The sequence below is a fragment of the Synechococcus sp. A10-1-5-1 genome, from assembly GCF_023115425.1.
Classification (GTDB): Bacteria; Cyanobacteriota; Cyanobacteriia; order PCC-6307; family Cyanobiaceae; genus Vulcanococcus.
The window spans coordinates 2,362,128-2,383,372 of record NZ_CP096032.1; the positions used below are offsets into that span (position 1 = coordinate 2,362,128).

The window sequence follows — 21,245 nt, forward strand, 5'->3', positions numbered from 1 at the left end:
CCCCTGTCTTCCCAAGGCTGGCAGCGGATGGCTTGGCTAGCCAGGATTCAAAGCCCGACATTCGAAAATCGTTTCCTTGAGGCTGCTGTGGTCACGAGCCACCGATCCGCTCCCCTGCATGGCCATGCTCAGGCGCGATTCCAGTCCCAGTAGGGCTGTGTAACAGCGCAGTTCGTTGGCGGCATCCGCGCGGTTCTTCAGTTGATGGGAGGTTCCCAGTGCTGCGCTGCAGTCGGCCCGAGAGGTTCCGTTCAAGCAGCGGATTGCCGCCTGTTGTAAGCCCATCAGAGACTGGGCTTGGGCGGCTTGGGTCGCCATAAGCGCAAGGCTGAGGATGCCCAGCGGCAGGGGCCAGCGGCAGTTCAACGGGGGATGAGCTGGTGAACTGACCATAAAGAAGCCGGTCCCTGTTGGAACCGGCTTTCTCAGTCTTGAATTGTGGTCGGAGCTGCTGAGGGAGGTCACCTGGGGCCAGGTGTCCAGGTGTGGGGCGGTGTACTCCAGGAGGGCACCTGAGACGGTGCAGGTTGGAGTGTCCAGCTGCGGGGCAGAGGACCCACCCACGGTTTCGAAAGACTGTTGGAGCAGGGGCCTTCAGTCAGCTCGCTCCTGGGTTCTGGCGGGGTGGAGTGTCGTCCATCAACGCCTCCGAGATCGATGTCATCAGCATCGATCTGCTCTTGAGAAGGCGCAATGAGGCTTAATACCCATTCCCTAGTGAACCGGCGGGGCCTCCTCGGTGTGGTCGTTTTGCCAGCGGGTCAGGGTGGCTGGGGAGAACTTGTGTCCATGCTTGCGGGCAACAGCGGCCACGCAGCTGTTGTTTGAGCCGCACTTGTCGAGCTCGCGCTGCATGGTGGTGTTGCCCTTGGCTTTACGCATGAACAGTTCAAGTTGGTGTCTTGACATGGCTAATTCCATGGAAAGATCGTCCTACCGCTAGCGATTGTCTGCTGACGATCCTCAAGAGTTCAGCTTCTCTTTGCGTTCCTAATCAGGCATCTTTGTTATCTCTGTTCAGAGAAAAATCATCTGGTCTGGTTGCTTTCTCTTGCCATCGGGGATCTCTCCCTGGCCCTGATCGGTAGGGTCGTGGCCATGAACGTTGCTTTTCGTCCGGCCACGCTCTTGGGTGGCTGTGCTGCTTTCGTCGCCTTGCTCGCCGGGTCCGTCACCGCGGCGGAGACCGATCCCTATGCCCGGTTCATGGGCCATTACGCGCAGGTCTTAGGAGCTCAGGAATCCGGTGATCTCTACAGCCTTTGCCGCTCCATGCAGGCGATGGATGGGCTGTTGATTGAACACTTCGCGGTGTTTGAACAGCGGGATCCCAGCACCGACTGGATGGAGGTGCGAGCCTCTTACAAGCCCGTGCTGGATGACCAGTGTGGCCAGGTCAGCGTTCCGCAGAAGAGCAAGCCCAAGGTCAAAGAGCAAGCTCCTGAACCGCAGACCTAAGGATCAGTCGTCGGACTGCAGAAAGCGAGGAGCGAATCGCCAGGCGAGCACGAGCGTGGCAAGGCCGTAGCCAACAAAGGTCGTCGCTTGACCGAAGCTTCCGGTGGCGTAGAGCTCTCGCTCCAGCAGGACGTAGTCCATCAAGGAGGCCACCGTTCCCCACAGGATCACCCAGACCGAGACATAGGCGATCCCTTTGAGCGTGCGTTCCATGCTCACCACATCCACTCGTCGGGGGAAGGGATTCCGCTCTCGCGGCGAACCCGCGCAATCCGCTCGAGAGCGCGCTGCTGTTCTTCACTGCGGCTCATCCAAGGACGGATCCGATTGGCCGCCTTGCTGGCATCCAAGGCCGAGGGCAGCCGTGTCAGTTTGTAATTGACCCCGTTGTGGGTGGTGGTCTCCTTCATGGGGCTATCGGTTCAGCCAGAGCTTGATCGCGACCGTTGCGGCAGCAGCAGCCAGGATCCAGTAGAGCCAGGTCAGGTTCAGCACCGTCGCTAGCACCAGGCCGATCACAAAGAAGACCAGGAATCGGCCGAGAGTCATATCTGCTGCTGTATTCAGCTTGAGGAACTGACCTTAACGCACTGTGCCGGTTGCTCTTTCAGCAAAAGCAACTGCCAAAAAACAAATGGAACTGCCGAAGAGCAACCCGAGTTGTTGTGCAGCTTTGGCAGAGATCTGCTGCAGTTGTGATGTCAGGCCCTGTGTTGGTTGTAGGCGCGGGCCCCGTGGGGCTCACCCTGGCGCTCGCCCTGAGACAGCAGGACATCGCCGTTCGGCTGGTGGACCTTGCCCCTCAACCCAGCGATCGCTCCAAGGCCTTGGTGATCTGGCCGAGGACCCTGGAGCTGTTGGATCTCCACGGCTGCGTCGAGCCTTTCTTGAAGGCTGGCATTCAGGGCCATGGCGCTCGGATTCAGGTGGGACAGCGCTTGCTCGTTGCACTCTCCTTTTCCAAGGTGCAGAGTCGTTTTCCCTATGCCTTGATGATTCCCCAGAACCGCACAGAGGCGGTTCTGGCCCAGCTGCTGGCGGAGCGGGGGGTGCAGGTTGAACGTCAACTGGAACTCACCGACTTCGCTGCATCTGAGAGCGGTGTATGCGCCGAACTCACCCGCGCTGACGGCAGCAAGGAAACGATGCAGTGCAGTTACCTGTTGGGCTGCGATGGTGCCCACAGTGTTGTGCGCCACCGACTGGGTCTGGCCTACAGCGGTGAAACCCTCGAATCGAACTGGGTCCTGGCGGACGTCAAGCTTGATGGACCTGCGGCTGCCGATCAGGTGGCGGTGGTCTGGAACCCCGATGGGATCTTGGCGCTCTTCCCGATCGTTGGGGATCGCTTCCGCATCATTGGCGATGTCTCAGGAGCGGAGGCGGCTGATCCCAGCCTGGAGCAGGTTCAAAGCCTGGTGCAGCAGCGCTTGGGATCAGGCTTCCGCGCCCACGATCCGATCTGGTTGAGCCATTTCCGAATCAACGAGCGCAAGGTCGATCGCTACAGCGTCGGACGGGTCTTTTTGGCCGGGGATGCGGCCCATATCCACAGTCCAGCGGGGGGGCAGGGCATGAACACCGGGATGCAGGACGCCTTCAATCTGGCTTGGAAGTTGGCCTTGGTGATTCAGAACAAAGCGGGGATGCATCTGCTGGAGACCTATTCCCCTGAACGCAGCCGAATTGGCGATCAGGTGCTGCGCAATGCCTCTGTTTTGACTCGGGTGGCCCTGCTGCGGCAGCCCCTGCTGCGTCGCTTGCGCAATCTGCTGTTCTCGAACCTGGGCCGCAGCCGCCGTCTCCAAGGCCGGTTCGTGCAGCAGCTCTGTGAAACCGATCTGCACTACCGCGGCAGCGCCTTGTCTCCGGTCTTGGCTCGCTCAGGACCGGGATTGCAACCCGGGGATCGCACGCCTGACCTGCCTTGCCAGGCCCCCAGCGGGGAGACCCGGCTTTATGAGCTCCTTCGCAGAGGTTGCTTTGTACTGCTGTCCGTTGGCGCTCCTCTGCCGTCCCTGGAGCTCTCTTTGGCCAGGGATTGGGTGGTCCCGGCTAGCGCTGAGCCCCGGCCCGGGTATGCCGCAGGCAGGACCTACCTGATCCGACCGGACGCCTATCTCTGCAGCTGCACCTCCAGCGCTGATCAGGATGACCTGCTGGCGCTTTGGGATCAGTGGCGCTGAGCCGCTTTTCGACGACTTGCATCGAGAAGTGGAAGACTTGATTAAGTCCGAACAACGGATATTCGCATTTGATCAGTTTTGGGTTGATCAGCAAAAAAACCATGTTCTGGCCTTTCCGGACTACCTCTTCCATCGGTGTCGATCTGGGGACGGCGAACACCCTGATGTACGTATCAGGCAAGGGGATTGTCCTCGACGAACCCTCTGTTGTCGCTCTTGATTTAGAGAGAGGCGTCCCACTGGAGGTGGGAGAAGGCGCGAAACGCATGATCGGTAAAACCCCCAAAGCGATTCAGGCGATTCGCCCCCTGCGCGATGGCGTGATTGCTGATTACGCCGCCGCTGAGCTCATGATTCAAACCTTCATGCGCCGAGGCAATGCCGGTAAGTCGACCGCGCCTCGGATGGTCGTTGGAATCCCCAGCAGCATCACCGATGTAGAGCGCCGGGCGGTCCGTGAAGCCGGAATCACCGGGTCGAAAGAGGTCTATCTGATCGATGAAACGGTGGCCGCTGCCATTGGTGCTGGGCTGCCGATCACCGAGCCCGTCGGCAGCATGATTGTTGATATCGGCGGTGGTACCACCGATGTCGCGGTTTTGAGCCTGGGCTCTCCGGTGGAGAGTGAGTCGATCCGAATTGCTGGTGATGAAATCACCGAGAGCATCGCCGATTACTTGAAGAAGACCTATGGCTTGGTGATCGGTGAAGCCACCGCCGAGAAGGTCAAGATCAGCATTGGCTCTGCCCATGCGAATGCTCGCAATGATGATCGCCACATGGAGGTCAGCGGTTTCAACAACCGCACCGGACTGCCCGAGAGCATCACCGTGACCGCTGGTGAAATTCGCGAAGCAATCCAACAGCCCCTCGGTGCCATCGTTGACACGATCAAGCGTGTCTTGGAAAGCACTCCCCCTGAGCTCGCCGCTGATGTTCACGCCCGCGGTATCGTGCTCGCCGGTGGTGGTGCCTTGATCCCGGGCATTAGCGATTTGATTACGGAATCCACGGGTATCTTCACCATCGTTGCCGATGACCCGCTGCACTGCGTGGTCAATGGCTGTGGACAAGTGATTGAGGATTGGCAAAACCTCAAGCGCTGCACCAGCGCTGATTCCTGAGGTCTACTCCGGCCTCAAAGCCAAGGCCCCCGGGGTTCTATCCCGGGGGCCTTTTTGTGCCTCAGCTGACTTGAGCAAGGGCCAAGAGTGCCAGCAATTTGTCTTCTAACTGGTTAATCCGCCTCCACTGCGCGGTCCCCATCGTGCTGGGTGCGAGTTCAGAGCGCAGGTCGTCTAGCAGGCTCAGGGATTCCCGGGTTGCGACCTGGAGGGACGTTGTCTTGATCTTCATCAAGGATCCGCAGTCGAGCCCATCAAACAAGTCCCGAATGCGCCGTCAAGGGTGGCTCGGGTGGCAGCGCTCCCTGTTGTTTTCCTCATGCCAATAGAGCAGAACATTGGCTCGATGCAATCCGCTGACGGTTTGACAAACCCCTGAGGCCCAGCAGACCCGATAGTCGCCATCGCTGAGTGCCTCAATGGTGGACCCCTTCGGGGTGATCACCAGGATTCGTTCTTGATTGATCGCGCAACGCTCCATCGCTTCGTCGTTTCGTCGGTGCCCTGGGATGCAAAAGCCCCCGGGTGGTCCGAGGGCCATCGCTGGCGGGGTTTCGGGTTCTGCCCCTGCCACCGGTCTTGTCATGGCTCAGGTCGACTGGCTAAGGCAAGCCTTGGTCCTCGCCAGTGTTTTTTTCGCCTGCGCGAGTTATTTAGAGAGTGTTAGGCCTGGTTCATGGACCAGATCCAACGACCAGAATTCGAGACTGTGCTCTCGACCCTTCACCAGAGTTTTGCTGGTGAGCGTGGCGTCGGCCGGGCCTTTTGGGATAAGGGCCTGATCGAGCGCGTGGAGTCCCACGATCTCACTCCACATCGCCTCAAGGAGGCTTGTGGATTGGTGCGTTCTTACGACTGGGCAGAGCGCTATGTGCTCGAGGCCTCGGATCTGCATGAGGCCTGGAGTCGATCCCTCGAGGTTCTGACCGCCACCAACAATCTCTTGGCTTGGGCCTCAGAGTTGGGGTTGATTTATTCCCGCTCCACCAGCTGTGATTGAGGGGATTCCAAGGACGCCGCTAGAGCGTTGAGCGCCACTCGCTGAGCAACTGGTAGCGCCATTCCGGCCTGATCAGTTCGCTGCGAAACACCGCGAATTGGTGCTGCGGAAAATCCGCCTCAGCCATGGCTTTGGCGTGCTGCCGATTTTCAGCGACGACATGAAACCGGCCGAAGTCTGCCGGCCCGGAGTGAAAGACCTCAAAAATGTGGTTCATCGCGTCCTTGGGCTCTGACCTAGGCCTAGCTACGCAATGGGAGCGATGTCAGTCTTTCAGCTCAGGTACCAGCGCACGAGCGCCATGACCTGGCCGGCAGGGCCATAGCCGGTGAGCCATTCACCAATCAGCGCGGCGGCGAAACCGAGCATGGCGACTCGGCCATTGAGTCGCTCGACGCCACTGAGAGCCGAGACGTCCCAAGGCCTTGGTGACGTCATGCTCTTGCCGAAGGACTCAACCGGTTCGTAGCGGAACTCCTGTTTGTTCATCTCGAGCGGGTTTGGCTGACTCAGAAGCAGAAGGGAAGGTACTGGGTGTGGCAGGTGGCGTAGCCGTCGATCAGAGGACCAAGGCCGATCTGGTGAGCAATGCCCTGACCGGTGAGGCCTTCAGTGATGACTCCGATCACGATGCCCAGCATCGCCATCCGGCCGTTGAAGCGCTCGACGTCTTGGAGTTGTTGCTGGTGGATGGACTCTTCAGCGCGGTGCTGGCACCACTGATCAGTGACTTGGTTGTTGTTCATGGTTGTTGAGGGGTGGGTTGGAGCAGAGAAGCGGCGATCCAGCTGGCAAAGAGAAGCAGTGCGGTCAGTGCCATCGTTATTTGCGGGTGGGGCCCAGATCGGTGGGCCGAGAGAGAACGAACACCACCCCTGCGGTGAGGAGGACACCCACCACAACCATCGCTGTGATGGCCATTCCGTAATCGGATTCCATGGCGGTGTTGCGAAACGTAAAGCGACTGTAACCGTTTGTAACCGGCCTTGGCAAGCCGTCCGGATCGCCTCGACAGTCCCATCAGTTGATGCGCCTCGGTCTTGTTCCGCTTCCTGTTCAACCTCCTCTGGTTTGTCCTGGGTGGTTTGGTGATGGGCCTGGGTTGGTGGTTCGCTGGCTTGCTCTGCGCCATCAGTGTCGTGGGCTTGCCCTGGGCCCGCTCTTGTTTTGTGATCGGGAACTTTTCCTTCTGGCCCTTTGGTCAAGAGGCAATCTCACGCCAGGCTCTAACGGGCCGCCGCGATTGGGGGACTGGGCCCCTGGGGAGCGTGGGGAACGTGATTTGGTTTCTAGTAGCGGGTTGGTGGCTGGCGGTTGGTCATCTGGCGTCAGCCTTGGCTTGCTTCTTGACGGTTGTGGGCATTCCCTTTGGGCTGCAGCACATCAAGTTGGCGCTGATTGCCTTGGCTCCCATTGGGATGACGGTCGTTCCGAAGCGTTGAGCTCGGTTCGTCCCAGAGGGAGGCTTTGAGTAGGCCTGCGATTCCCCAGATCAGTTCAATGGGATCGGTGAGGAGCGGCACGGAAGCAGGGCTGGGCCCCTCTCCATAGCGACATCAATGCATCTGGGTTGGGGGAGGCAGGGTTCTGTTCAGCTTTTGCTGCCCCTTGTGTCGCTGGGTGACTCTGTGGCTAGGACGAGGGTCCACCTCTTGCTTGCCATGCTTCGGCGCTATCAGGTCTGGAGCTGTAACTCCTCCGCCGGTGGCACGCGCTCAGTGCAGGCGGAAAGCCGTGAGCAGGCGATCGCCCTGGCGCGGCGTTCCCATCTGAGCGGGCCCCTGGTGGCGATTGATGCGGAGCTGATGGAGTTAGCGCACCCGGCCGCTCGTGAAGGAGGCGACCATCCAGGCCATCAGGCTCAACACAGCGGCTCCAAACGCCAGAAAGGCCAATAAGACGTGTTCCATGGCTCCCTTCTAGGACGCATGCCCGTGAACCGTTGCTCGTGGTTAACCCCTTTAGCCCTGGCTGTCCTCTGCAGCACCCTGACGCTTGAGGTCAAGGCCCACGATGACCATGGCGCGGGGGCCCTTGGTGTCGAGGTCACGGAACTCGCCAACTCCAGTCGGGAGTGGGATGGACAGACCTTGCCTCGCTATCCGTCCGGTCAGCCCCAGATCAAGGTGCTGAAAATCACGATTCCTTCGGGGGTGCGTCTGCCGCTGCATTGGCATCCCGTGATCAACGCTGCGGTGGTTCTCAAGGGTGCCTTGACCCTGGAATTACTCGATGGCTCTAGTCATACCTTCCGTCAGGGAGAGGCCTTGGTTGAGGTGGTCAATACCGTCCACACCGGGCGTGCCCTGGGGACTGAACCGGTGGAGCTCGTGGTCTTTTATGCGGGCGTAGAGGGTTCCCCTACGACGGTTTTGACAACGACGGCCCAGCCCCCGCATTAGCCACAAAGGAGCTGGCGGCCTGGTGCCACATCAGCAAGGTCGCGAACTCGCGGTTGGCGCGCTCGCTATCGCTGGCGCACTGCTGCCGGAGCCAGGCACAGCGCGCCAGATGCGCTAAATCGGAGGCCGGAAGGCTGATGGGGACTTCCCTTGCAGTCGCTTAAGCCTGCCAGATTTGCCTGGCTTCTGCCGCGTCGGTTGGTGTTTTGACCAGGCAGGATGCAGCTGTTGCGGCGAGGCCGGTGAAAGAGATCAGTCTTTGGGAATGGCTCCTGCGCCTCTCCGGCAGGGTTGCGGCTGTCTCTGGGGTGATTGGCCTCATCGTCTGGCTCACCTGGGTGATGCTCGACGTGAAAAACATGCAGTCGGGCTTCACGCTTCCGTATTGAGGACGCCTGGGGTTGAGGGGCGGGCCCGCTCTGTCGGGCCCGCGTTCTCATGGATGCTGACGGCGCAGGGTGTCTTCCTCTGCGGGCGCCAAGGCGCTCCGCCAGCCCTGTGATCTTGGCCTCGCTTCGAGCTGGGGCAGTGTGCTCATTGCTACAACCAGATCTTTAAAAATGCTGAGAAACGCCAGCCAGAACCATCTGGGGCGGCTGACTCACGGGGGATCGCTGGGCTGGTTTGATCATCATTGCCCCAGCTCGAGTGTTGCCCATGGCTGATTGGACGCCTACCCCTGAGCAGCGGGATGGAGTGATCGCGCGCACGCTGGAGTTCTTCCGCGATGAGTGCGACGAGCTGCAGCAGGAGCTGGGTTGCCCTGGTGAATTCATCTCCGAGTTGCTCACGGCCTTGGCGCAGACCTACGCCGAGTGAACTGCCCCCATCTGGGGGTAGGCCCTCCGCCTTCGGCGGTTCGAGAGTGAATCCATCAGAAGACAGGAGGGCGTGATGAAAGCCCTGAACAAGCCTGGAGTTGGTCAGCCAGGGCCCAGCGATTGCCTGGGTTCCACCTGCATGAAGTGGACGGCTAGCGGCGAGCTCTCGGAGCTGGATCTCCATCGGGTGATGGAGCGCCTGGCCCGCGTGGATTGCAACCTGGCCGAGGCTGACCGCACGACACCAAAGCGCTAGTGCGGGTGTGCTGGCGCCAGGGACAACGGCAGCAGCTTTTTTCAGAACGCCTGCGTGGATACGGGGGTGATTCGAACGGTGAACCCCCATAGCGTCACTGGCGTTGTGAAGCCCTCTTCCCCCAGCAGATGTTCAGCGGCTTGATCCTGGTCCCGGTCCTGTTCGCCTTTTTTGGCTTGTCAGAAGACGACACCGACCAGTTGTTTGGTAAGCCCAGCGACGGGAGGCTGCCGGCCCATGAACGCTGTCTCAAGGCCAGTGATTACCAGGGCTGCATGGATTATCAGCGGCGCCAATCTGACGATTAAGGATCCCGCTTAGGTCACCAGGTGGGTGGCAAGGTCGATGGCCAGCCAGGCGGCGGTCAAGGCGACCAGTAAGGGCAGAACACCTTTGAAGGTGTCGATCACCTCATGGCGGAGGTGGCCTTCGGGGTGGACCTGATGCTCAGGCGATCGAATCATTGCGGCCTGGAGGGTGGAACTCCTCCAGGGCTAAAAACGTCGACGCTGCGTTGGCATGAGCACATTGGCTTAGATGGTGGCGCTCCAAGGTCCGGCAGTCGCCCTTGCAACAAACCCTCCAGCGTTCGGCGGGAGCGCTAGAGGGTTGTTGTTGGGGGCCTCAAGGGGGGGCGGCCCCCGTTTGGAGAGCGGGTTGGTACTCGACCGCCTCCAGACCCTTTATGGCTCTGTGCCTTCGCGAAAGGCCATAGGCACATTGACGGGTTTTAAAAGATGCCCAGGGTCTTTTTCTTGCAGTAGCCCGCCCCGATGTTCATCCAGCCGGAGCGGCAGGGTTGGCCATTGGTGGGTGCCACTTGGTAGTAGATGGGCGAGACGCAATAGCTACCCAGGTCGTTGACATAGCCGAGTGGGCATTGGTCGTGCCCCGCGGCCTTGGGAATCCGCTTTTGTGCCCAGCTCGGGCTCGGGGCTGTCAGGGCAACCAGCAGCAGACAGCTGCCAGTCAGATTGAGGGACGTGCGCTTCAAGGGGCCAGGTTCCACTGGGATCAAGCTAGGAAGCCTGCTGGGACCCGGCCGCAAGCTGATGGCTGCGGGCGCAGAGCAGCGCCTCCTGCCTGGTGAGGCACAGCTCCACGCCGATGAAACGGGTGACGGCGAGCCGTCCGAGGCGTTCCCGGTAGCGCTCCTGGGGAGCGGCGATGATCACCCGTCGTCCCTGGCGTGTGGCATCCCGGCAGACCGCATCGATGGCTAGCGACGCCGTGACTCCCAGATGGGAGACGGCTGTGAGATCCAGGATCAAGGTGGCGTAGGCGGCGCTCTCTTGAAGCAACTGGGTCAGGTAGCGGCTGGCACCAAAGCTCAGGGGGCCCGCAAGGTTCAAGAGCGCGACTTCACTGCCAGCCTCCCGCAGGAGGGCTTGCTCCTCGGCATTGAGTCTGAGGGCGGAGGGGCCGTTGGGATCGCCATCGCCGCCGGCGATCCGTTGGCTTGTTTTGTGCAGGGCATCGGCCTGGTCCTTGATGGTGATCACGTTGGCGATCGAGACCCCGATCACCACGGCGGTGACCAGGTCCCAAAAGACCGTGAGCAAGAGGACCAGCCACATCAGCCCCGTGGCTTTCCAGGAGAGGCGTGGGGCGCGCTTCAGGAAGCTCCAGTCCACGATCTCTAGGCCCACATGCAGCAGGATTCCCCCGAGTACGGCCAGGGGAATGCCAGCGGCGAAGGGGCCCGCTCCCAGGGTCACGATCAGCAGGGCCATCGAGTGCACCATCCCCGAAAGGGGAGTCCTGCCGCCGGCCTGCACGTTGGTGACGGTGCGCATTGTCGCGCCGGCTCCAGGCAGGCCCCCCACAAGGGCGGCGGCCATGTTTCCGAGCCCCTGGCCGATCAGTTCACGATCGGAGCGGTGTTGGGTGCGGGTGATGTTGTCGGCGACCAGGGAGGTGAGCAGCGAGTCGATGGAGCCCAGAACGGCGAGGGTGATGGCATAGCCGCCCAAAAGCCGAATCTCATCGAAGCGCAGTTCCGGCCAGCGCAGGGTCGGCAATCCCTGGGGTATGGCACCCAGGCGGGGGATGGATCCCTCTGGCAGCAGGGTGCTGAGCGCCGAGATCAGGACCAAGGCCACCAGTGGAGCGGGGATCCAGCGGTTCCAGCGCCGGGGGTAGGAGCGGATTAGTGCAAAGGTCAGACAGCCGACCAGCAGGGCTAGGCCGTTCAGGTTGGGGAGCTGAGCCGGCAGCGCCGCCAGGATCTGCGGGATCGTGCCCTTGAGGTTCAGCCCCAGCAGGATCGGCAACTGGAGCACCACCACGATCACGCCGATCCCTGACATGAAGCCCGAGATCACCGAGTAGGGCATCTGCACGATGTACTGCCCGAGGCGAAACACCCCAAACAGCACTTGCAAGATGCCAGCCAGAAGCGCCACGGTGAAGGCCACGGCAAGGCCGGCTTCTGGCCCGTACCGACCAACCAGTGCCGTGATGACCGCGGCCATGATCACGGTCATCGGACCGGTGGGTCCTGAGACTTGGGAGGGGGTTCCGCCGAGGGGAGCGGCGATGAATCCCAAAACAATCGCGCCCCAAAGGCCCGCGATCGCACCCGCTCCGGAGGTCAGGCCAAAGGCCATGGCCAGCGGTAAGGCCACCACGGCGGTGGTGATGCCACCGGTGATGTCTCCTCGCCAGTTCTTCAGCCAGGGTTGGCTCCAGGTGCGACTGAGCCGCCAGACCCTCGACTCAGGGGGCTCGCGGAATGGAGAACGCATGCTGCTGCCGCCGTGAGTCCTTCAGGATGCCAAGGCTGGAGTAGCCGTCAGCTGCTTCGCATGGAGCTGTGGGGTGGGGGCCAGGATCAGCAAAGAGAGGCCCCCGAGTTGGAGAGCGGCGACAAGGCGATCGCTTCCAGCATTGTTATGACTCCGAGCCCTTGGCTCCTGTCATGAGTGGAAGTGCTTAGACGCGCTAGCTGTCAGTTGCTTTTGGGAGAGGGCCTGGGCGGCATGGGGCGCTTGCGAATCGTCAGCGGGCGATTGCCGAATTGCCGCCTGGCCAAGGTGAAGGCATGGCCCTCGCTGAAGGCAATCAGGTGCAGTTCTGAATCCCCATCGGGGAAGTGAACGGTGAGATCAAAACAGGGCACAACAGATGCCGATCAGTCATATCTCCACGTCGTAGCCATGGGGGATGGCTGGTGTCAGCTATTCAGGGACTTCGCTCTCTTTTTGGTGGCGCGGCTGATAGCCCTGCGCCTCGGCTAGATAGCGCAACCAGACCTGGCTCTTGCGATCGGGCATCCCTGCTGCTCCAACCAGGCCCAGCGGCCCAAAGAGCAGGCCGGCCCAAAACCAACGGGCTCCCCGCCTGGCTTTGGCGCGGGCGATGGAGGCGGAGATGAAGCCGCAGGGCAGGCAGACCATCAACAGGCCGATGACGTAGCCCATGGCCGAATGCATCACTGCTCTTCTCTTAGCAACAGTTCCTGGATGTCTTCAGGGGACGCTTGGATGGATCGAGCGCTGAGGGCCTGATGCCAGCACTGCAGAGCGGATGGGTTGAACTCGCTGTTCTGGCGTTGGTCTTTGTGGCGTTGCAGATCTGGTGGCTCAGCGCCATCGCCCGCCGTCGGCGTCTGGCGCAGCCGTTGACAGAGCAGGAGTTTCGCCAGGTGCTCGAGCGAATTTGGCTGAAGCGATCCCCTACTGATCGCTCCTGATCGCACAGGTCAGGGCGCAGGCGTGCTGGTCCTCGACCATGCGCCGGAGCTCGTGATCCCGCAAAAGCAGCATCAGCCGGGTCCCTCCCATTCCTCCGATCGCCGTGCCCGTTTGCTCGCTCACCCACGCGCCCGCCGACTGCAGGTCGGGGAAGAGGGTCGGGCACAGCCTCATCAGACGACCAGCCAGGCCTGTGCTAATCCAGCGCTCATGGGCTGAGCGTTTGACCTGCTCCTGGATGTTGTGGGCCATGGTCATGGGGAGCAGGAGGAGACAAGGATTGGAAACTCACCTCTTGCATCTGGACTAATCGGCTCGAGCCGCCGCCGCCCAGGGAATTAATACCTATTCCTTTCGTTTTTCTTCCGAATTGTCCCCGTATGGGGCGGCTTGAGCCCTCTTCAGGGCTTTGGCTGGCTTGAGCCAGCGTGATTGGGGAAGGGGTGGGTGCTGCTGTGGTCTCCCCCCTCTCCGTAGTGCTCTAGGTAGGAGAGCCCCACTGTGCGCAGGAGCATTCCACAGGCGTGGGGATCGGCGCCGTACTGCTTCTGCCAGTGTTCGACCAGCGCAACGACGTCTTGATAGCCGCTGTTGAGGAAGTCCTCAGTTGGTTCCCAGGGCACGGTTGTACGGACGGTGGAAGGCGAGTGTTTTCACAGCTTCTCAGCAATTCGAAAAGGCGCGCTGTCTTGTCATGAGCTGTGGTCATGCGGCCTCTGGGCACCATCCCACCTGGAGTTCTCGTCTGGTGAGCCAGTGCTGGCACTTTTTAGTTAGGTGTTCGCCTTGGTCAAGCTGTTTGGATTGAAGCTTGCAGCCGAGCAGGGTTCGGCAATGGGCGTCGGTTCCGTAGGTGAAGTGCTGGCAAGTGATGCAGACCCGTCCTGATCGGGAGGCCCGCAGCAGCGTGGCCTCCATGAATTCCCATTCGTCCATACGCTTCATGCGTGGTACATCTGTACTACTCCTGGTTGGGGTTTGGCGCAAGGGCTGTGCCTTGTCCTTGCCGATTTGAAGCTTGAGAATGAAGCACTTCGCGGGCTGACGATGGCGACGGATGGATTGGCCGAGCGCATCGACGCGATTTTTGAACGTCATATGGACGCGGAGCTGGCGGGAGATTTGGATGGCACGTTGGGGACGATGAGCGCCAATCCCCATCTGGTGAATGTCCCGACCATGGTTGGTGGTTCAGGGGCTGAGGGTGTTCGCCGTTTTTACGCCAAGCGGCTCGTTGGACAGTTTTTCCCGCCCGATGTGACCTTTACGCCGATCACTCGCACCCATTCGCCGGAGCGTCTGGTGGATGAATTGGTGATTCGCTTCACCCATACCCACCGCATCGATTGGATGCTGCCGGGTGTGGAACCCACGAATCGGAGGGTCGAAGTGGCCTTCGTGGTGATCGTTGGGATTGAAGGAGAGACGGTCAGTTACGAGCACATCTACTGGGATCAAGCCACGGTCCTTGTTCAGTTGGGGTTGTTGCAGCCAGAAGGTCTACCCGTGGTGGGACAGGGCGCCGTCGCCAAACTGTTGGACCCGTCCTTGCCGGATCCGTTCTTCAATGAGGCTTGAAGCAGAGGTGTGGGATCGCTGATCTCTGCAGTGACGGCAACAGTTGCGGATCGTTGTTGCCGTGACATTGGTTGCAGTCGACCGAGTCCTCATGCTTCGGATGTTGACGTTTGCCGCCAGCCTGTTGGTGCTGAAAACGGCGATGGAGCTCTGGCTGGCTGAATCGCTCCTCAGTGCAGCTCCGTCGCAGCGTTCATTGGCCTAGGTCGGGGCCAGCGCTGCAAACAGCTCCCGGATGGAGTCGAGGTCCAGATCCGTGTTGATCAGGACCGAGGTTTCGAAGTCCTCTTGAAAATCGCTCAGGCTTTGCTGAATTTGCGCGGAGGTTCCCTCGCCGGGCATTGGGGCGGTCGATTGGCCTTGATCATCCCGAGACAAGATCCGCCAGAACGCGAGCACGCACTGCTGCCCTGGTGTCAGCTGGGTTCCTCCGAGGGACCAGGGGTAGACCGAGGCAACGTCTTTGATCTGTTGCCAGCTCGAGTGGCTGCTGAGCTGCTCATCAACGCTGGAGAGCGCCTGCAGAAAGTCTTCTTCCGACATGGCTCTGCTCGGTTGCTCTTTGCATGTTGGCTGTCTTGGGCCAACGCAACAAACACCCCAGCGGCAGGTGGAGAGGCGCGCACTGGAGGGTTGTGGATGGGGCGCGTTGCACCGCACCCCTGATGAGGACGGTCCGTGACGTCGAGCCGTCTCCACTGCAGTCATGACTCAGGTGGGGCTGGAGCGGCAAGGGAGGCGATCGACCTTTGTCAAAATCGGGAGATCGCAGACGAGCTCTCCAGTTGGCGCCCTATTCAGGAACCCGTATCCAGGAAACGCCGCAGGGTCTGAGTTATCGCATCGTCTATCAACGGCGTGGTGGTCTGCCCATTGACTGGTTGGATACCGATGGTGATCCGTTGGAAGGGGCAGATCGTCTGAGAGCCCAGGAGGATTCGGCCAGGTTCTTGGCTCAGAAACGCAACACCTTCACCCGCTTTCTGCGGGCTTTCATTGCCGTTTTCTTGGTGGTGTTCAGCTTCAGTCCGGGAGCTTCTCCTTGGATGTTGACCATCGGAGTCTTGCTCTACCTGGAGATCGCCATCAAATCCAAGGAGCGGGTCGGGATCTACAAGGGAATCGCTAGGCAGATTGAGCAGAGGCTCTTTGCGATCGATCAACTGAGCCAGTCAGAGCCTTGAGCAACGGCTTCTAACCTTGCGGAAGCTTGATCAGGATCCATGGGTTTGCAGCTGCACTCCGCAGACTTCCTGCATGACGACGGTGTGACCTACTGCATCAAGCGCGAGTCCCTCAATCAAGACTTCACGATTTACCAGAAGCAGGGCGGCGAGTGGGTGGATAGCGGCCTGGATCAAGCGGTCAAGGAGCTGAACTTCTCAGAGTTCAAGCGGTTGGGACTGCTGATCAAAACAATCATGGATCAGGACAATTGGATCGCTTGAACCTCCAAAGGCGGAGGCCGCCCCTCCCGGATGGAAGAGACGGCCTAGTTCGCTCGTTCATGCATGGGATGACCCGCTTCGTGAGAAACGAAAGAGTGGGTCGGAGCTGCTGAGGGAGGTCACCTGGGGCCAGGTGTCCAGGTGTGGAGCAGTTGTTTCTCCTAGGGCACCTGTAGCGGTGCAGATGGAGTGCCGACAGCTCAAACGAACACGCTTGTTTGATCTGACGGCCCGCTCACGGTTTGAGAAGACTGTTGGAGCAGGCGCCTTCAGTCAGCTCGCTCCTGACATCTGGTTGGGTGGAGTGTCGGCCATCTGAGGCGTCTCCGATCTCGATGGCCCTAGCTTCAGCCAGATGGAGGGGCAGTGCAATCGGGCTTAATGCCCATTGCCTCGCGGGCAAGAGCGTCCAAGAATGGCAGGTTGCTTGCCCAAGACGACTGCTCTGGGCTTCGCTGGTGCGCGATGAACCGCAGCCCGAGTCGAGCACGTCCGCCGCGTCAGCGTCCCAGACCTCCCCTGCGGCGTTGGTTGGCTCACTGGAGCCTGCGCATGATCAAAATCGCCTTGGTTGGGCTGACCACCTGCGGCTTGGGATGGGTCTGGCTTGCGATGTACCTGTATTACGAGCGTTTCAAGCGGAGGCGCCTACCGGCTTCAGGCCCACTGCAGCGCTGAGCGAAGTGCCGCTGACCTGTTGTTGGACGGCGAGGGGAAACCGTGATTTATTCAGGCAAAGACGAATGGTTATGCTTGAAACCCACGTGCTCACCTTCTCGATCAATAAGCCTTTCGAGGAGTGGGTCACGACCTATGACTCCTCTGCGTCGCTTCTGGAGGCAGCTGGGATCAAGTGTCTCTTTCGAGGGGTGAGCAAGGACGACCCGACCCAGGTCTGCGCCGTGATGCAGGCTGAAACCGGCGTGATGGAGCAGTTCATCGCGGAGAACGCCGAGATGATTGCGTCCTCCGGCCACATCCTTGAGAGCACGATCAGTCAGGTCTTTCTTTAGGGGGAGCTGCCTAGAAGCCGCGCACGCCCTCAATGCATTTGACGCTGGCTTTGGGCTGCCATTCGGTAATGAGCTCAGCGTTGGCCCTGCACTGCTCCATGTTGGCTTGAGCAACCTTCTCCAGGGCGGCCGTCGTCCGATGCGGTGAGTAGGTCGCCCAGGTGATGATCAGCCAGGTGATGGGCTCCATGAGGATGGCAGCGTTTGCTGAATCCTGGCGGTTGTGGTCTGTTGTCGTGGCTTAATCCTTAGTGGTGCCAGGCGACAGGGTTGCGGCACTCCTGATCCTTGACCACTTCATAGGCCTGCCATAGCCCTTCCACTTCGGCGCATTTGAGGTTGCGGTCGCAGACCCGATAGCGACCGTTGCCGACCGCATCAATCGTGGAGCCGCGGGAGGTGCGGCATATCCGCTTGGGCTCTGCCATCACTGTTAGGCATGAAAAATTGGTCCTAAGGATGATTCTTTCCGTGCGGTCAGGAGTATTTCGGACCGTGACGTGATGCTCCACCAGCTCTTCTTGGTTCCTTTCAAATCGGAGGGCAGCAACCACGACGACTTCTGTGCTGTCGACAGCGATCGGGCGACATCGGAGATACCGATGCGGTTCCAGATGCTGAAACAGACCTATTCCGCTCCTTTTGACACCCTTAAGGAGAACGACTGGGGCCTTCCCCTGCCTGTTGCCTCCGCTGCAATCAGCTGGCGTGAATGGAGTAGAGCGTGATCCCCATCGCTTTAAGGATGAAGTAGCCAGTAAAGCCGAGAAGATTCAGGCCGATCACAAAGGCCCAGACGCCCCATGGTTGTTGCTGATCGAGCTTCATCCCCAGACGGCTGCTGGCTTCAGTGTGACCTGCAGCCGACAGCTCCCCGATCGGGGGCCTTGTCGGGAGTGTTGGTTGGGGGGCCGGAATGGGGCCCCCCGTATCGGACAACGGGGGAATGCACTCGCCCGTCTCCTCAGCGGTTATGGCTCAGGATGTTCTTGGGTGTCAACGCAGTGCGTTGTCAGCCGCCAATGGGTCAGGTTGTCCTTCAGTGATGGCCACGGAGCGGTGGTAGATGGCACTCGATCGGTCACCGGCTGATTCCATGGCCCGGCGCATGGACCACCAGTACTGAAGGGTTTCTTCCTTGGTCCACACGGGGGTTTGCAGATCACCCATGGCTAACCCAGGCGGCAGCCGAGATTGATCGTCCCCTCGTCGAGAAGGCGCCCAAGCCGCAGGGCGACGGCGGCCTCATGGCGGTTGAAGCCGGCCTGGTGGTCAGCAATCCAGGAGACCTCGGCCTCGGTGAGTACCCCTGTGGCCATCGAGCTCAGGAAGACAGCGCCTAGCGACATGAGAGACCTGTAACGAAGTCTTTACATTCTGTCTGGCGCGCTCCTGGGCCGCGAGCGGCCTCAGTAGCTGTTTTGCTTCAGGGCGGAAAAGCGCGAAGCGCTCTCCCAGGACCCTGGTGCCGCCTTTTCTCGAGGCTTGCCGGCGTTCTGCAACTGCACTGCGGCGGCACCGGCGACGTAGCAGGCGGCGAAAACGGCGATGAACCCCATGGCTCTTCTTCAGTTGCCTGAGGGTCCCTGAATTCGTCTAGGCCGTGCGTTTGTCCCGAACAGTTCTTTTCTGTTCAGTATTTCTACTTAGGGCTTGGACGATTCAGGCGCCTCCTTTGGGCCTTGAGCGCTTGCGCACCACAGCAACGGTGGCCCAAAGGAACAGCAGGATGAGGATGACATCTGCAATTGGATCCATTGAACCCCCTCGTCTTATTCACGTTGTAGCTGGGAGTTCAGGGCGTGGAGGCGGGGACTGAGGGGTGCTCTCTCGTCATCCCACCCCTACCCCTTGGCTTGGTAATCCCGAAGTCTTTCTGTTAATTGATGCGAAAAGTCGCGTATCAATCAACCTTGAGCATCCACTAGATGCAGGGGTCCATGTTCACGATCGAGCTCCTCACACGCCAGGGCTGGAGTCAGACGGAGACGCATGAACAGCGAGAACTTGCTGAATTGCAGGCCATGCTCAAGAGTCAGGCCGATGGAAAGACTTACCGCGTCACAAGCCCTGAATTGAGCATTTTGTGCGTGTTTACCCGGCAGGGCTCGAGCTGTTGGGAGCTCGATCAGCCCGCTGCCGCATGAAGGGATTGCTATGGGAAGGCCGCCCCTCCCAGGTGGAAGTGGCGGCCGACCTCGCTCGTTCGCGCATTGGATCAACGGCGAAGGACAAGACTGAATTGGTTTGGAGCTGCTGAACGGGGCGCCTGGGGCCAAGCTTCCAAGTGGCGGGCCTTCTTGCTCCTGAGGACACCTCTCTGGGTGTGGATGGAGCGTCCCCCGGTCATTGCCGAGATTGAGGACGGGCCCGTGGGTGGATGAGAAAACTGTATGGAGCAGGGGTCTGCAGTCAGCTCGCTCCAATCGTCTTCTGAGGTGGAGTGTCGTCCAAAACGCCTCCGAGGTCGATGTGCTCATCGTCATTCGGATTCATCACCGATGCAATCGGACTAAATGCCCATTGCCTCGGCGGCCAACCCGTTTGAGAGTGGACCCCTCGTCCTTGATTTGAGTCTTCGCTTCGAGAGAGTCGATATGGGTGCCCATTGCAAAGACAAGTTCCACGCGTTCTGGAACCGCTTCCAGAGCAATCTCAAGACCAATCGTTTTCCGGTTGAGCTGGGCGAGGCCGGAACCGCTCGCCGCGCGGCGGAGGTTGAGCGGATCACGCGCAAGCAGACGCCACCAATCGACATTCGTTGATAGGCAAGGTTTTTGAGAGGCGCAATTTTCTTTCGCGCAAGATATTCCACCGCCGGGATTTGTGATGACGGCTACATTTTTTGGTTTTTTGTAGCTAATTTGTCAGTCTTTTGTGACGCATTGGGTTCAAAGCTGAAGACAAGGAGTGGCTCTAGGACCTCTTGAGCTTGGCATTCCCATATCGGGAAGGGTTTGTTTGCAGAGTCTTCTCTCTCTTCCTCCAATGTTGAAATTCGTTATTCCTCTTGCGGGTGCCAGTTGTTTGTTCCTGGGCCTTTCCGCTCAAGCCAATCCCCAGTCGCCCATTCCCCTGAATTCTGATGAGTCTGGTGTGGCTTATGGGCCTGCCGTATTTGTCCCTCCCCATGGCGGACCGCGGATGACGGCCCGTGCTGTCGGTTACGGCTTTGTTCGCTCCAACACCCTGCTGCCCCTGGGCGGTTCTGAGGTGATCGACAACCCCGTTCCTCGCAACCTCTCCAACCTGTCCGGTTGGTCGAACGATCAGCTTCAGGCTGGTCTCCAGCAGGAATACGACGTGGATGTGGCCGCAGTGGCTCGCTTCCTGTATTCCCCTAAGGGTGAACAGTTCCTGAAAGAGAGCATTCAGGAGAACAACTACACCCCCTACTACAGCCAGCAGAACAGCCTGCAGGCCGTGCGTAGCTCCATCATTCTCGACTCCGCCGACGGCAAGCTGTCGAGCTACGGGATGATGAAGATGTTGCCCACTGACCAGCGCCTCCAGGGCTCAATGAAGGTCTGTGATGTGAACAGCATCGAGAACAGCCAGCAGGCCACCTCGCTGCTCAGCTGGTATATGAACACCCCGGCTTGCATTGCGGCTTACACCGCTGAAGCACCCGAGCCGGTGAAGCAGCCCGTTCGCGGCCTCTGGTAAACCCTGAGCAAAATCTGTGCTGCTGAAGCGCCCTGTTGGAGGGCGCTTTTTTTGCTCCTCCATGAACCACGCGGCCTTATCTGGGTCCTTGCTTTCAAGCCTCGGTTGCCCCAGAGTTTTTTGTGACTCTCCCATCGCGACAGGGAAACGCATGGCCAGCTTTTCGTTGAGATCATTGGTCGCTCTGTCGGCTTTGGCATCCATTACCTCTCCGGTCTGTGCCCAGGACGTTCAGCAGACCTTCGACAAGATCGATCGTCTGCAGAAGGAAGGACCTTCTCTTCAACGAGCCATGAATCTGGCGCGCACCAAGGCAGTCAGCCTGAACGGTGGTCTACGCCACTATGTGCCAGCGGCATGCATGTTCTCGACAACTCTTGCAAGGCAGAGTTGCCTGATCCAATCCGACAGCTTGGGGTTCGTTTTCAGGTTCTCCGGCGGATCTCCCGGTTGGCAGGCGGAGGGCCGTTCCCCTTCTGTCACCACTGAAGTGTCAGTCAGTGCCGATGGCAAAGCGCTGTTAAACATTCAGAACTTGATGAACTAAAAGGCTTGCCCGCCGTTTCCTTGGTGTTGACCAGCCATTGACCTGAGCTGG

Annotated in this window: 47 protein-coding genes and 1 pseudogene; 23 read left to right on the plus strand and 25 right to left on the minus strand. The window is 59.9% G+C overall.

Going from position 1 to position 21,245, the window contains the following annotated elements; translation table 11 throughout:
* Positions 1-36 precede the first annotated feature (36 nt).
* Positions 37-366 (minus strand): hypothetical protein, encoded by a 330-nt coding sequence (locus MY494_RS12800; RefSeq protein WP_247910624.1) that lies wholly within the window; start codon positions 364-366, stop codon positions 37-39.
* 348 nt (positions 367-714) lie between these two features.
* The gene (locus tag MY494_RS12805; protein WP_247910625.1) at positions 715-882 is read right to left on the minus strand and encodes a hypothetical protein; all 168 of its coding nucleotides are present in this window, start codon (positions 880-882) and stop codon (positions 715-717) included.
* A 159-nt stretch (positions 883-1,041) separates the two neighbouring features.
* Between MY494_RS12805 and MY494_RS12810 the strand changes: the two genes are divergently transcribed.
* Positions 1,042-1,458, plus strand: coding sequence for a hypothetical protein (locus MY494_RS12810; RefSeq protein ID WP_247910626.1), 417 nt, complete (start codon positions 1,042-1,044; stop codon positions 1,456-1,458).
* Positions 1,459-1,461: 3 nt separating this feature from the next.
* On the opposite strand, the gene MY494_RS12815 is transcribed toward MY494_RS12810, so the two are convergent.
* The 3 genes from MY494_RS12815 to MY494_RS13225 are packed head-to-tail and all read right to left on the minus strand — an operon-like array spanning position 1,462 to position 2,007.
* Positions 1,462-1,671 carry a hypothetical protein gene (locus MY494_RS12815; RefSeq protein WP_247910627.1) on the minus strand — a complete coding sequence of 70 codons (210 nt, stop codon included), beginning with the start codon at positions 1,669-1,671 and terminating at the stop codon, positions 1,462-1,464.
* Positions 1,672-1,673: 2 nt separating this feature from the next.
* Complete coding sequence (locus MY494_RS12820) at positions 1,674-1,868, minus strand: hypothetical protein (protein WP_247910628.1); 195 nt, start codon at positions 1,866-1,868, stop codon at positions 1,674-1,676.
* Positions 1,869-1,872: 4 nt separating this feature from the next.
* Positions 1,873-2,007, minus strand: a complete 135-nt coding sequence (locus MY494_RS13225; protein ID WP_010316060.1) for a hypothetical protein — start codon at positions 2,005-2,007, stop codon at positions 1,873-1,875.
* 149 nt (positions 2,008-2,156) lie between these two features.
* Here MY494_RS13225 and MY494_RS12825 point away from each other — a divergent pair, with 149 nt between their 5' ends.
* A complete protein-coding gene (locus tag MY494_RS12825) occupies positions 2,157-3,644 on the plus strand; it encodes an FAD-dependent monooxygenase (RefSeq protein WP_247910629.1) in 1,488 nt (495 codons plus the stop codon).
* Between the two features lie 101 nt (positions 3,645-3,745).
* The gene (locus MY494_RS12830) at positions 3,746-4,768 is read left to right on the plus strand and encodes a rod shape-determining protein (protein WP_247910630.1); all 1,023 of its coding nucleotides are present in this window, start codon (positions 3,746-3,748) and stop codon (positions 4,766-4,768) included.
* A 61-nt stretch (positions 4,769-4,829) separates the two neighbouring features.
* Here the strand turns inward: MY494_RS12830 and MY494_RS12835 are convergent, their stop codons facing one another.
* Together MY494_RS12835 and MY494_RS12840 are read right to left on the minus strand one after the other, a co-directional pair.
* The gene (locus MY494_RS12835) at positions 4,830-5,000 is read right to left on the minus strand and encodes a hypothetical protein (protein ID WP_247910631.1); all 171 of its coding nucleotides are present in this window, start codon (positions 4,998-5,000) and stop codon (positions 4,830-4,832) included.
* A 45-nt stretch (positions 5,001-5,045) separates the two neighbouring features.
* A complete protein-coding gene (locus MY494_RS12840) occupies positions 5,046-5,354 on the minus strand; it encodes a hypothetical protein (RefSeq protein ID WP_247910632.1) in 309 nt (102 codons plus the stop codon).
* Positions 5,355-5,477: 123 nt separating this feature from the next.
* Between MY494_RS12840 and MY494_RS12845 the strand changes: the two genes are divergently transcribed.
* Positions 5,478-5,768 (plus strand): hypothetical protein, encoded by a 291-nt coding sequence (locus MY494_RS12845; protein WP_247910633.1) that lies wholly within the window; start codon positions 5,478-5,480, stop codon positions 5,766-5,768.
* Between the two features lie 19 nt (positions 5,769-5,787).
* Here the strand turns inward: MY494_RS12845 and MY494_RS12850 are convergent, their stop codons facing one another.
* From MY494_RS12850 to MY494_RS12860, 3 genes are read right to left on the minus strand one after another with little or no spacing between them, the layout of a single operon-like run.
* On the minus strand, positions 5,788-5,985 hold the full coding sequence (locus tag MY494_RS12850) for a hypothetical protein (RefSeq protein WP_247910634.1): 198 nt from the start codon (positions 5,983-5,985) through the stop codon (positions 5,788-5,790).
* Between the two features lie 56 nt (positions 5,986-6,041).
* The gene (locus MY494_RS12855; protein WP_247910635.1) at positions 6,042-6,257 is read right to left on the minus strand and encodes a chlorophyll a/b-binding protein; all 216 of its coding nucleotides are present in this window, start codon (positions 6,255-6,257) and stop codon (positions 6,042-6,044) included.
* 20 nt (positions 6,258-6,277) lie between these two features.
* Positions 6,278-6,514, minus strand: a complete 237-nt coding sequence (locus tag MY494_RS12860) for a high light inducible protein (RefSeq protein ID WP_247910636.1) — start codon at positions 6,512-6,514, stop codon at positions 6,278-6,280.
* Between the two features lie 294 nt (positions 6,515-6,808).
* Here MY494_RS12860 and MY494_RS12865 point away from each other — a divergent pair, with 294 nt between their 5' ends.
* The 8 genes and pseudogenes from MY494_RS12865 to MY494_RS12895 all read left to right on the plus strand — a co-directional run bounded on the left by MY494_RS12865 (position 6,809) and on the right by MY494_RS12895 (position 9,555).
* Positions 6,809-7,210, plus strand: coding sequence for a YccF domain-containing protein (locus MY494_RS12865; protein ID WP_247910637.1), 402 nt, complete (start codon positions 6,809-6,811; stop codon positions 7,208-7,210).
* Positions 7,211-7,429: 219 nt separating this feature from the next.
* On the plus strand, positions 7,430-7,666 hold the full coding sequence (locus MY494_RS12870) for a hypothetical protein (RefSeq protein WP_247910638.1): 237 nt from the start codon (positions 7,430-7,432) through the stop codon (positions 7,664-7,666).
* Between the two features lie 30 nt (positions 7,667-7,696).
* Positions 7,697-8,170 (plus strand): cupin domain-containing protein, encoded by a 474-nt coding sequence (locus MY494_RS12875; protein ID WP_247910639.1) that lies wholly within the window; start codon positions 7,697-7,699, stop codon positions 8,168-8,170.
* Positions 8,171-8,412: 242 nt separating this feature from the next.
* The gene (locus MY494_RS12880) at positions 8,413-8,559 is read left to right on the plus strand and encodes a hypothetical protein (RefSeq protein WP_247910640.1); all 147 of its coding nucleotides are present in this window, start codon (positions 8,413-8,415) and stop codon (positions 8,557-8,559) included.
* A 268-nt stretch (positions 8,560-8,827) separates the two neighbouring features.
* Complete coding sequence (locus MY494_RS12885; RefSeq protein ID WP_247910641.1) at positions 8,828-8,989, plus strand: hypothetical protein; 162 nt, start codon at positions 8,828-8,830, stop codon at positions 8,987-8,989.
* 75 nt (positions 8,990-9,064) lie between these two features.
* Entirely contained in the window at positions 9,065-9,247 is a 183-nt protein-coding gene (locus MY494_RS12890; RefSeq protein ID WP_247910642.1) for a hypothetical protein, read from the plus strand.
* A 21-nt stretch (positions 9,248-9,268) separates the two neighbouring features.
* A pseudogene (locus MY494_RS13325) lies at positions 9,269-9,391 on the plus strand (DUF3104 domain-containing protein); the annotation flags it as partial.
* A complete protein-coding gene (locus tag MY494_RS12895) occupies positions 9,376-9,555 on the plus strand; it encodes a hypothetical protein (RefSeq protein WP_247910643.1) in 180 nt (59 codons plus the stop codon). The pseudogene MY494_RS13325 and the gene MY494_RS12895, both read left to right, overlap by 16 nt.
* A 9-nt stretch (positions 9,556-9,564) precedes the next feature.
* On the opposite strand, the gene MY494_RS12900 is transcribed toward MY494_RS12895, so the two are convergent.
* The 5 genes from MY494_RS12900 to MY494_RS12920 form a co-directional block, all read right to left on the minus strand.
* Positions 9,565-9,711 carry a hypothetical protein gene (locus MY494_RS12900; protein ID WP_247910644.1) on the minus strand — a complete coding sequence of 49 codons (147 nt, stop codon included), beginning with the start codon at positions 9,709-9,711 and terminating at the stop codon, positions 9,565-9,567.
* Between the two features lie 266 nt (positions 9,712-9,977).
* The gene (locus tag MY494_RS12905; RefSeq protein WP_371820725.1) at positions 9,978-10,220 is read right to left on the minus strand and encodes a hypothetical protein; all 243 of its coding nucleotides are present in this window, start codon (positions 10,218-10,220) and stop codon (positions 9,978-9,980) included.
* A gap of 46 nt (positions 10,221-10,266) precedes the next feature.
* Positions 10,267-11,994, minus strand: a complete 1,728-nt coding sequence (locus MY494_RS12910) for a SulP family inorganic anion transporter (protein ID WP_247910646.1) — start codon at positions 11,992-11,994, stop codon at positions 10,267-10,269.
* 203 nt (positions 11,995-12,197) lie between these two features.
* Positions 12,198-12,368, minus strand: a complete 171-nt coding sequence (locus MY494_RS12915; protein WP_247910647.1) for a hypothetical protein — start codon at positions 12,366-12,368, stop codon at positions 12,198-12,200.
* A gap of 58 nt (positions 12,369-12,426) precedes the next feature.
* Positions 12,427-12,681 carry a hypothetical protein gene (locus tag MY494_RS12920; protein ID WP_247910648.1) on the minus strand — a complete coding sequence of 85 codons (255 nt, stop codon included), beginning with the start codon at positions 12,679-12,681 and terminating at the stop codon, positions 12,427-12,429.
* Positions 12,682-12,755: 74 nt separating this feature from the next.
* On the opposite strand from MY494_RS12920, the gene MY494_RS12925 reads away from it, so the two are divergent.
* Positions 12,756-12,941 carry a hypothetical protein gene (locus tag MY494_RS12925; RefSeq protein ID WP_247910649.1) on the plus strand — a complete coding sequence of 62 codons (186 nt, stop codon included), beginning with the start codon at positions 12,756-12,758 and terminating at the stop codon, positions 12,939-12,941.
* On the opposite strand, the gene MY494_RS12930 is transcribed toward MY494_RS12925, so the two are convergent.
* The 3 genes from MY494_RS12930 to MY494_RS12940 all read right to left on the minus strand — a co-directional run bounded on the left by MY494_RS12930 (position 12,925) and on the right by MY494_RS12940 (position 13,887).
* Positions 12,925-13,200 carry a hypothetical protein gene (locus MY494_RS12930; protein ID WP_247910650.1) on the minus strand — a complete coding sequence of 92 codons (276 nt, stop codon included), beginning with the start codon at positions 13,198-13,200 and terminating at the stop codon, positions 12,925-12,927. The two genes, MY494_RS12925 and MY494_RS12930, sit on opposite strands and share 17 nt — an antisense overlap.
* A gap of 143 nt (positions 13,201-13,343) precedes the next feature.
* The gene (locus MY494_RS12935) at positions 13,344-13,565 is read right to left on the minus strand and encodes a hypothetical protein (RefSeq protein ID WP_247910651.1); all 222 of its coding nucleotides are present in this window, start codon (positions 13,563-13,565) and stop codon (positions 13,344-13,346) included.
* Positions 13,566-13,647: 82 nt separating this feature from the next.
* On the minus strand, positions 13,648-13,887 hold the full coding sequence (locus tag MY494_RS12940) for a galactose oxidase (RefSeq protein WP_247910652.1): 240 nt from the start codon (positions 13,885-13,887) through the stop codon (positions 13,648-13,650).
* 102 nt (positions 13,888-13,989) lie between these two features.
* On the opposite strand from MY494_RS12940, the gene MY494_RS12945 reads away from it, so the two are divergent.
* Both MY494_RS12945 and MY494_RS12950 read left to right on the plus strand, forming a co-directional pair.
* Positions 13,990-14,520, plus strand: coding sequence for an ester cyclase (locus MY494_RS12945; protein ID WP_247910653.1), 531 nt, complete (start codon positions 13,990-13,992; stop codon positions 14,518-14,520).
* A 61-nt stretch (positions 14,521-14,581) separates the two neighbouring features.
* Positions 14,582-14,725, plus strand: a complete 144-nt coding sequence (locus tag MY494_RS12950) for a hypothetical protein (protein WP_247910654.1) — start codon at positions 14,582-14,584, stop codon at positions 14,723-14,725.
* Here the strand turns inward: MY494_RS12950 and MY494_RS12955 are convergent.
* Positions 14,722-15,063, minus strand: coding sequence for a hypothetical protein (locus tag MY494_RS12955; protein ID WP_247910655.1), 342 nt, complete (start codon positions 15,061-15,063; stop codon positions 14,722-14,724). The genes MY494_RS12950 and MY494_RS12955 overlap by 4 nt on opposite strands.
* 242 nt (positions 15,064-15,305) lie before the next feature.
* Here MY494_RS12955 and MY494_RS12960 point away from each other — a divergent pair, with 242 nt between their 5' ends.
* From MY494_RS12960 to MY494_RS12975, 4 genes are all read left to right on the plus strand, one after another.
* Positions 15,306-15,704, plus strand: coding sequence for a hypothetical protein (locus MY494_RS12960; protein WP_247910656.1), 399 nt, complete (start codon positions 15,306-15,308; stop codon positions 15,702-15,704).
* Positions 15,705-15,743: 39 nt separating this feature from the next.
* Positions 15,744-15,968 (plus strand): hypothetical protein, encoded by a 225-nt coding sequence (locus MY494_RS12965; RefSeq protein WP_247910657.1) that lies wholly within the window; start codon positions 15,744-15,746, stop codon positions 15,966-15,968.
* A 465-nt stretch (positions 15,969-16,433) separates the two neighbouring features.
* Positions 16,434-16,646 carry a hypothetical protein gene (locus tag MY494_RS12970; protein WP_247910658.1) on the plus strand — a complete coding sequence of 71 codons (213 nt, stop codon included), beginning with the start codon at positions 16,434-16,436 and terminating at the stop codon, positions 16,644-16,646.
* Between the two features lie 71 nt (positions 16,647-16,717).
* On the plus strand, positions 16,718-16,981 hold the full coding sequence (locus MY494_RS12975) for a DUF3764 family protein (protein ID WP_247910659.1): 264 nt from the start codon (positions 16,718-16,720) through the stop codon (positions 16,979-16,981).
* 10 nt (positions 16,982-16,991) lie between these two features.
* Here the strand turns inward: MY494_RS12975 and MY494_RS12980 are convergent, their stop codons facing one another.
* The 6 genes from MY494_RS12980 to MY494_RS13000 form a co-directional block, all read right to left on the minus strand.
* A complete protein-coding gene (locus MY494_RS12980) occupies positions 16,992-17,171 on the minus strand; it encodes a hypothetical protein (protein WP_247910660.1) in 180 nt (59 codons plus the stop codon).
* A 58-nt stretch (positions 17,172-17,229) separates the two neighbouring features.
* Positions 17,230-17,409, minus strand: a complete 180-nt coding sequence (locus tag MY494_RS12985; RefSeq protein WP_247910661.1) for a hypothetical protein — start codon at positions 17,407-17,409, stop codon at positions 17,230-17,232.
* A gap of 271 nt (positions 17,410-17,680) precedes the next feature.
* Positions 17,681-17,809: a hypothetical protein gene (locus MY494_RS13230; RefSeq protein ID WP_256463416.1), complete on the minus strand. Its 129-nt coding sequence runs from the start codon at positions 17,807-17,809 to the stop codon at positions 17,681-17,683.
* A gap of 168 nt (positions 17,810-17,977) precedes the next feature.
* Positions 17,978-18,151 (minus strand): hypothetical protein, encoded by a 174-nt coding sequence (locus MY494_RS12990; protein WP_247910662.1) that lies wholly within the window; start codon positions 18,149-18,151, stop codon positions 17,978-17,980.
* Between the two features lie 2 nt (positions 18,152-18,153).
* Positions 18,154-18,300, minus strand: coding sequence for a hypothetical protein (locus MY494_RS12995; protein ID WP_247910663.1), 147 nt, complete (start codon positions 18,298-18,300; stop codon positions 18,154-18,156).
* A gap of 90 nt (positions 18,301-18,390) precedes the next feature.
* Positions 18,391-18,540, minus strand: coding sequence for a hypothetical protein (locus MY494_RS13000; RefSeq protein ID WP_247910664.1), 150 nt, complete (start codon positions 18,538-18,540; stop codon positions 18,391-18,393).
* Positions 18,541-18,921: 381 nt separating this feature from the next.
* Between MY494_RS13000 and MY494_RS13005 the strand changes: the two genes are divergently transcribed.
* The 4 genes from MY494_RS13005 to MY494_RS13020 all read left to right on the plus strand — a co-directional run bounded on the left by MY494_RS13005 (position 18,922) and on the right by MY494_RS13020 (position 21,194).
* Complete coding sequence (locus MY494_RS13005; RefSeq protein ID WP_247910665.1) at positions 18,922-19,128, plus strand: hypothetical protein; 207 nt, start codon at positions 18,922-18,924, stop codon at positions 19,126-19,128.
* A 369-nt stretch (positions 19,129-19,497) separates the two neighbouring features.
* Complete coding sequence (locus MY494_RS13010; RefSeq protein ID WP_247910666.1) at positions 19,498-19,746, plus strand: hypothetical protein; 249 nt, start codon at positions 19,498-19,500, stop codon at positions 19,744-19,746.
* A gap of 379 nt (positions 19,747-20,125) precedes the next feature.
* On the plus strand, positions 20,126-20,647 hold the full coding sequence (locus MY494_RS13015) for an alpha/beta hydrolase (RefSeq protein WP_371820620.1): 522 nt from the start codon (positions 20,126-20,128) through the stop codon (positions 20,645-20,647).
* A gap of 151 nt (positions 20,648-20,798) precedes the next feature.
* A complete protein-coding gene (locus MY494_RS13020; RefSeq protein ID WP_247910668.1) occupies positions 20,799-21,194 on the plus strand; it encodes a hypothetical protein in 396 nt (131 codons plus the stop codon).
* Positions 21,195-21,245: the final 51 nt, after the last annotated feature.

What these genes read in the sequence shown, in the direction of transcription:
- MY494_RS12815 (WP_247910627.1), bottom strand. Translation starts at nt 1,671, where the DNA reads ATGGAACGCACGCTCAAAGGGATCGCCTATGTCTCGGTCTGGGTGATC.
- MY494_RS12965 (WP_247910657.1), top strand. Translation starts at nt 15,744, where the DNA reads ATGGGTTTGCAGCTGCACTCCGCAGACTTCCTGCATGACGACGGTGTG.
- MY494_RS12830 (WP_247910630.1), top strand. Translation starts at nt 3,746, where the DNA reads ATGTTCTGGCCTTTCCGGACTACCTCTTCCATCGGTGTCGATCTGGGG.
- MY494_RS12805 (WP_247910625.1), bottom strand. Translation starts at nt 882, where the DNA reads ATGCGTAAAGCCAAGGGCAACACCACCATGCAGCGCGAGCTCGACAAG.
- MY494_RS12920 (WP_247910648.1), bottom strand. Translation starts at nt 12,681, where the DNA reads ATGCATTCGGCCATGGGCTACGTCATCGGCCTGTTGATGGTCTGCCTG.
- MY494_RS12970 (WP_247910658.1), top strand. Translation starts at nt 16,434, where the DNA reads ATGAACCGCAGCCCGAGTCGAGCACGTCCGCCGCGTCAGCGTCCCAGA.
- MY494_RS12885 (WP_247910641.1), top strand. Translation starts at nt 8,828, where the DNA reads ATGGCTGATTGGACGCCTACCCCTGAGCAGCGGGATGGAGTGATCGCG.
- MY494_RS12850 (WP_247910634.1), bottom strand. Translation starts at nt 5,985, where the DNA reads ATGAACCACATTTTTGAGGTCTTTCACTCCGGGCCGGCAGACTTCGGC.
- MY494_RS12840 (WP_247910632.1), bottom strand. Translation starts at nt 5,354, where the DNA reads ATGACAAGACCGGTGGCAGGGGCAGAACCCGAAACCCCGCCAGCGATG.
- MY494_RS12900 (WP_247910644.1), bottom strand. Translation starts at nt 9,711, where the DNA reads ATGATTCGATCGCCTGAGCATCAGGTCCACCCCGAAGGCCACCTCCGC.
- MY494_RS12890 (WP_247910642.1), top strand. Translation starts at nt 9,065, where the DNA reads ATGAAAGCCCTGAACAAGCCTGGAGTTGGTCAGCCAGGGCCCAGCGAT.
- MY494_RS12940 (WP_247910652.1), bottom strand. Translation starts at nt 13,887, where the DNA reads ATGAAGCGTATGGACGAATGGGAATTCATGGAGGCCACGCTGCTGCGG.
- MY494_RS12910 (WP_247910646.1), bottom strand. Translation starts at nt 11,994, where the DNA reads ATGCGTTCTCCATTCCGCGAGCCCCCTGAGTCGAGGGTCTGGCGGCTC.
- MY494_RS12820 (WP_247910628.1), bottom strand. Translation starts at nt 1,868, where the DNA reads ATGAAGGAGACCACCACCCACAACGGGGTCAATTACAAACTGACACGG.
- MY494_RS12980 (WP_247910660.1), bottom strand. Translation starts at nt 17,171, where the DNA reads ATGGAGCCCATCACCTGGCTGATCATCACCTGGGCGACCTACTCACCG.
- MY494_RS12955 (WP_247910655.1), bottom strand. Translation starts at nt 15,063, where the DNA reads ATGTCGGAAGAAGACTTTCTGCAGGCGCTCTCCAGCGTTGATGAGCAG.
- MY494_RS12995 (WP_247910663.1), bottom strand. Translation starts at nt 18,300, where the DNA reads ATGGCCACAGGGGTACTCACCGAGGCCGAGGTCTCCTGGATTGCTGAC.
- MY494_RS12860 (WP_247910636.1), bottom strand. Translation starts at nt 6,514, where the DNA reads ATGAACAACAACCAAGTCACTGATCAGTGGTGCCAGCACCGCGCTGAA.
- MY494_RS13225 (WP_010316060.1), bottom strand. Translation starts at nt 2,007, where the DNA reads ATGACTCTCGGCCGATTCCTGGTCTTCTTTGTGATCGGCCTGGTGCTA.
- MY494_RS12825 (WP_247910629.1), top strand. Translation starts at nt 2,157, where the DNA reads ATGTCAGGCCCTGTGTTGGTTGTAGGCGCGGGCCCCGTGGGGCTCACC.
- MY494_RS12985 (WP_247910661.1), bottom strand. Translation starts at nt 17,409, where the DNA reads ATGGCAGAGCCCAAGCGGATATGCCGCACCTCCCGCGGCTCCACGATT.
- MY494_RS13000 (WP_247910664.1), bottom strand. Translation starts at nt 18,540, where the DNA reads ATGGGGTTCATCGCCGTTTTCGCCGCCTGCTACGTCGCCGGTGCCGCC.
- MY494_RS12895 (WP_247910643.1), top strand. Translation starts at nt 9,376, where the DNA reads ATGTTCAGCGGCTTGATCCTGGTCCCGGTCCTGTTCGCCTTTTTTGGC.
- MY494_RS12925 (WP_247910649.1), top strand. Translation starts at nt 12,756, where the DNA reads ATGCCAGCACTGCAGAGCGGATGGGTTGAACTCGCTGTTCTGGCGTTG.
- MY494_RS12990 (WP_247910662.1), bottom strand. Translation starts at nt 18,151, where the DNA reads ATGGGTGATCTGCAAACCCCCGTGTGGACCAAGGAAGAAACCCTTCAG.
- MY494_RS13005 (WP_247910665.1), top strand. Translation starts at nt 18,922, where the DNA reads ATGTTCACGATCGAGCTCCTCACACGCCAGGGCTGGAGTCAGACGGAG.
- MY494_RS13010 (WP_247910666.1), top strand. Translation starts at nt 19,498, where the DNA reads ATGCCCATTGCCTCGGCGGCCAACCCGTTTGAGAGTGGACCCCTCGTC.
- MY494_RS13020 (WP_247910668.1), top strand. Translation starts at nt 20,799, where the DNA reads ATGGCCAGCTTTTCGTTGAGATCATTGGTCGCTCTGTCGGCTTTGGCA.
- MY494_RS13230 (WP_256463416.1), bottom strand. Translation starts at nt 17,809, where the DNA reads ATGAAGCTCGATCAGCAACAACCATGGGGCGTCTGGGCCTTTGTGATC.
- MY494_RS12945 (WP_247910653.1), top strand. Translation starts at nt 13,990, where the DNA reads ATGGCGACGGATGGATTGGCCGAGCGCATCGACGCGATTTTTGAACGT.
- MY494_RS12835 (WP_247910631.1), bottom strand. Translation starts at nt 5,000, where the DNA reads ATGAAGATCAAGACAACGTCCCTCCAGGTCGCAACCCGGGAATCCCTG.
- MY494_RS13015 (WP_371820620.1), top strand. Translation starts at nt 20,126, where the DNA reads ATGACGGCCCGTGCTGTCGGTTACGGCTTTGTTCGCTCCAACACCCTG.
- MY494_RS12975 (WP_247910659.1), top strand. Translation starts at nt 16,718, where the DNA reads ATGCTTGAAACCCACGTGCTCACCTTCTCGATCAATAAGCCTTTCGAG.
- MY494_RS12875 (WP_247910639.1), top strand. Translation starts at nt 7,697, where the DNA reads ATGCCCGTGAACCGTTGCTCGTGGTTAACCCCTTTAGCCCTGGCTGTC.
- MY494_RS12930 (WP_247910650.1), bottom strand. Translation starts at nt 13,200, where the DNA reads ATGACCATGGCCCACAACATCCAGGAGCAGGTCAAACGCTCAGCCCAT.
- MY494_RS12870 (WP_247910638.1), top strand. Translation starts at nt 7,430, where the DNA reads ATGCTTCGGCGCTATCAGGTCTGGAGCTGTAACTCCTCCGCCGGTGGC.
- MY494_RS12855 (WP_247910635.1), bottom strand. Translation starts at nt 6,257, where the DNA reads ATGAACAAACAGGAGTTCCGCTACGAACCGGTTGAGTCCTTCGGCAAG.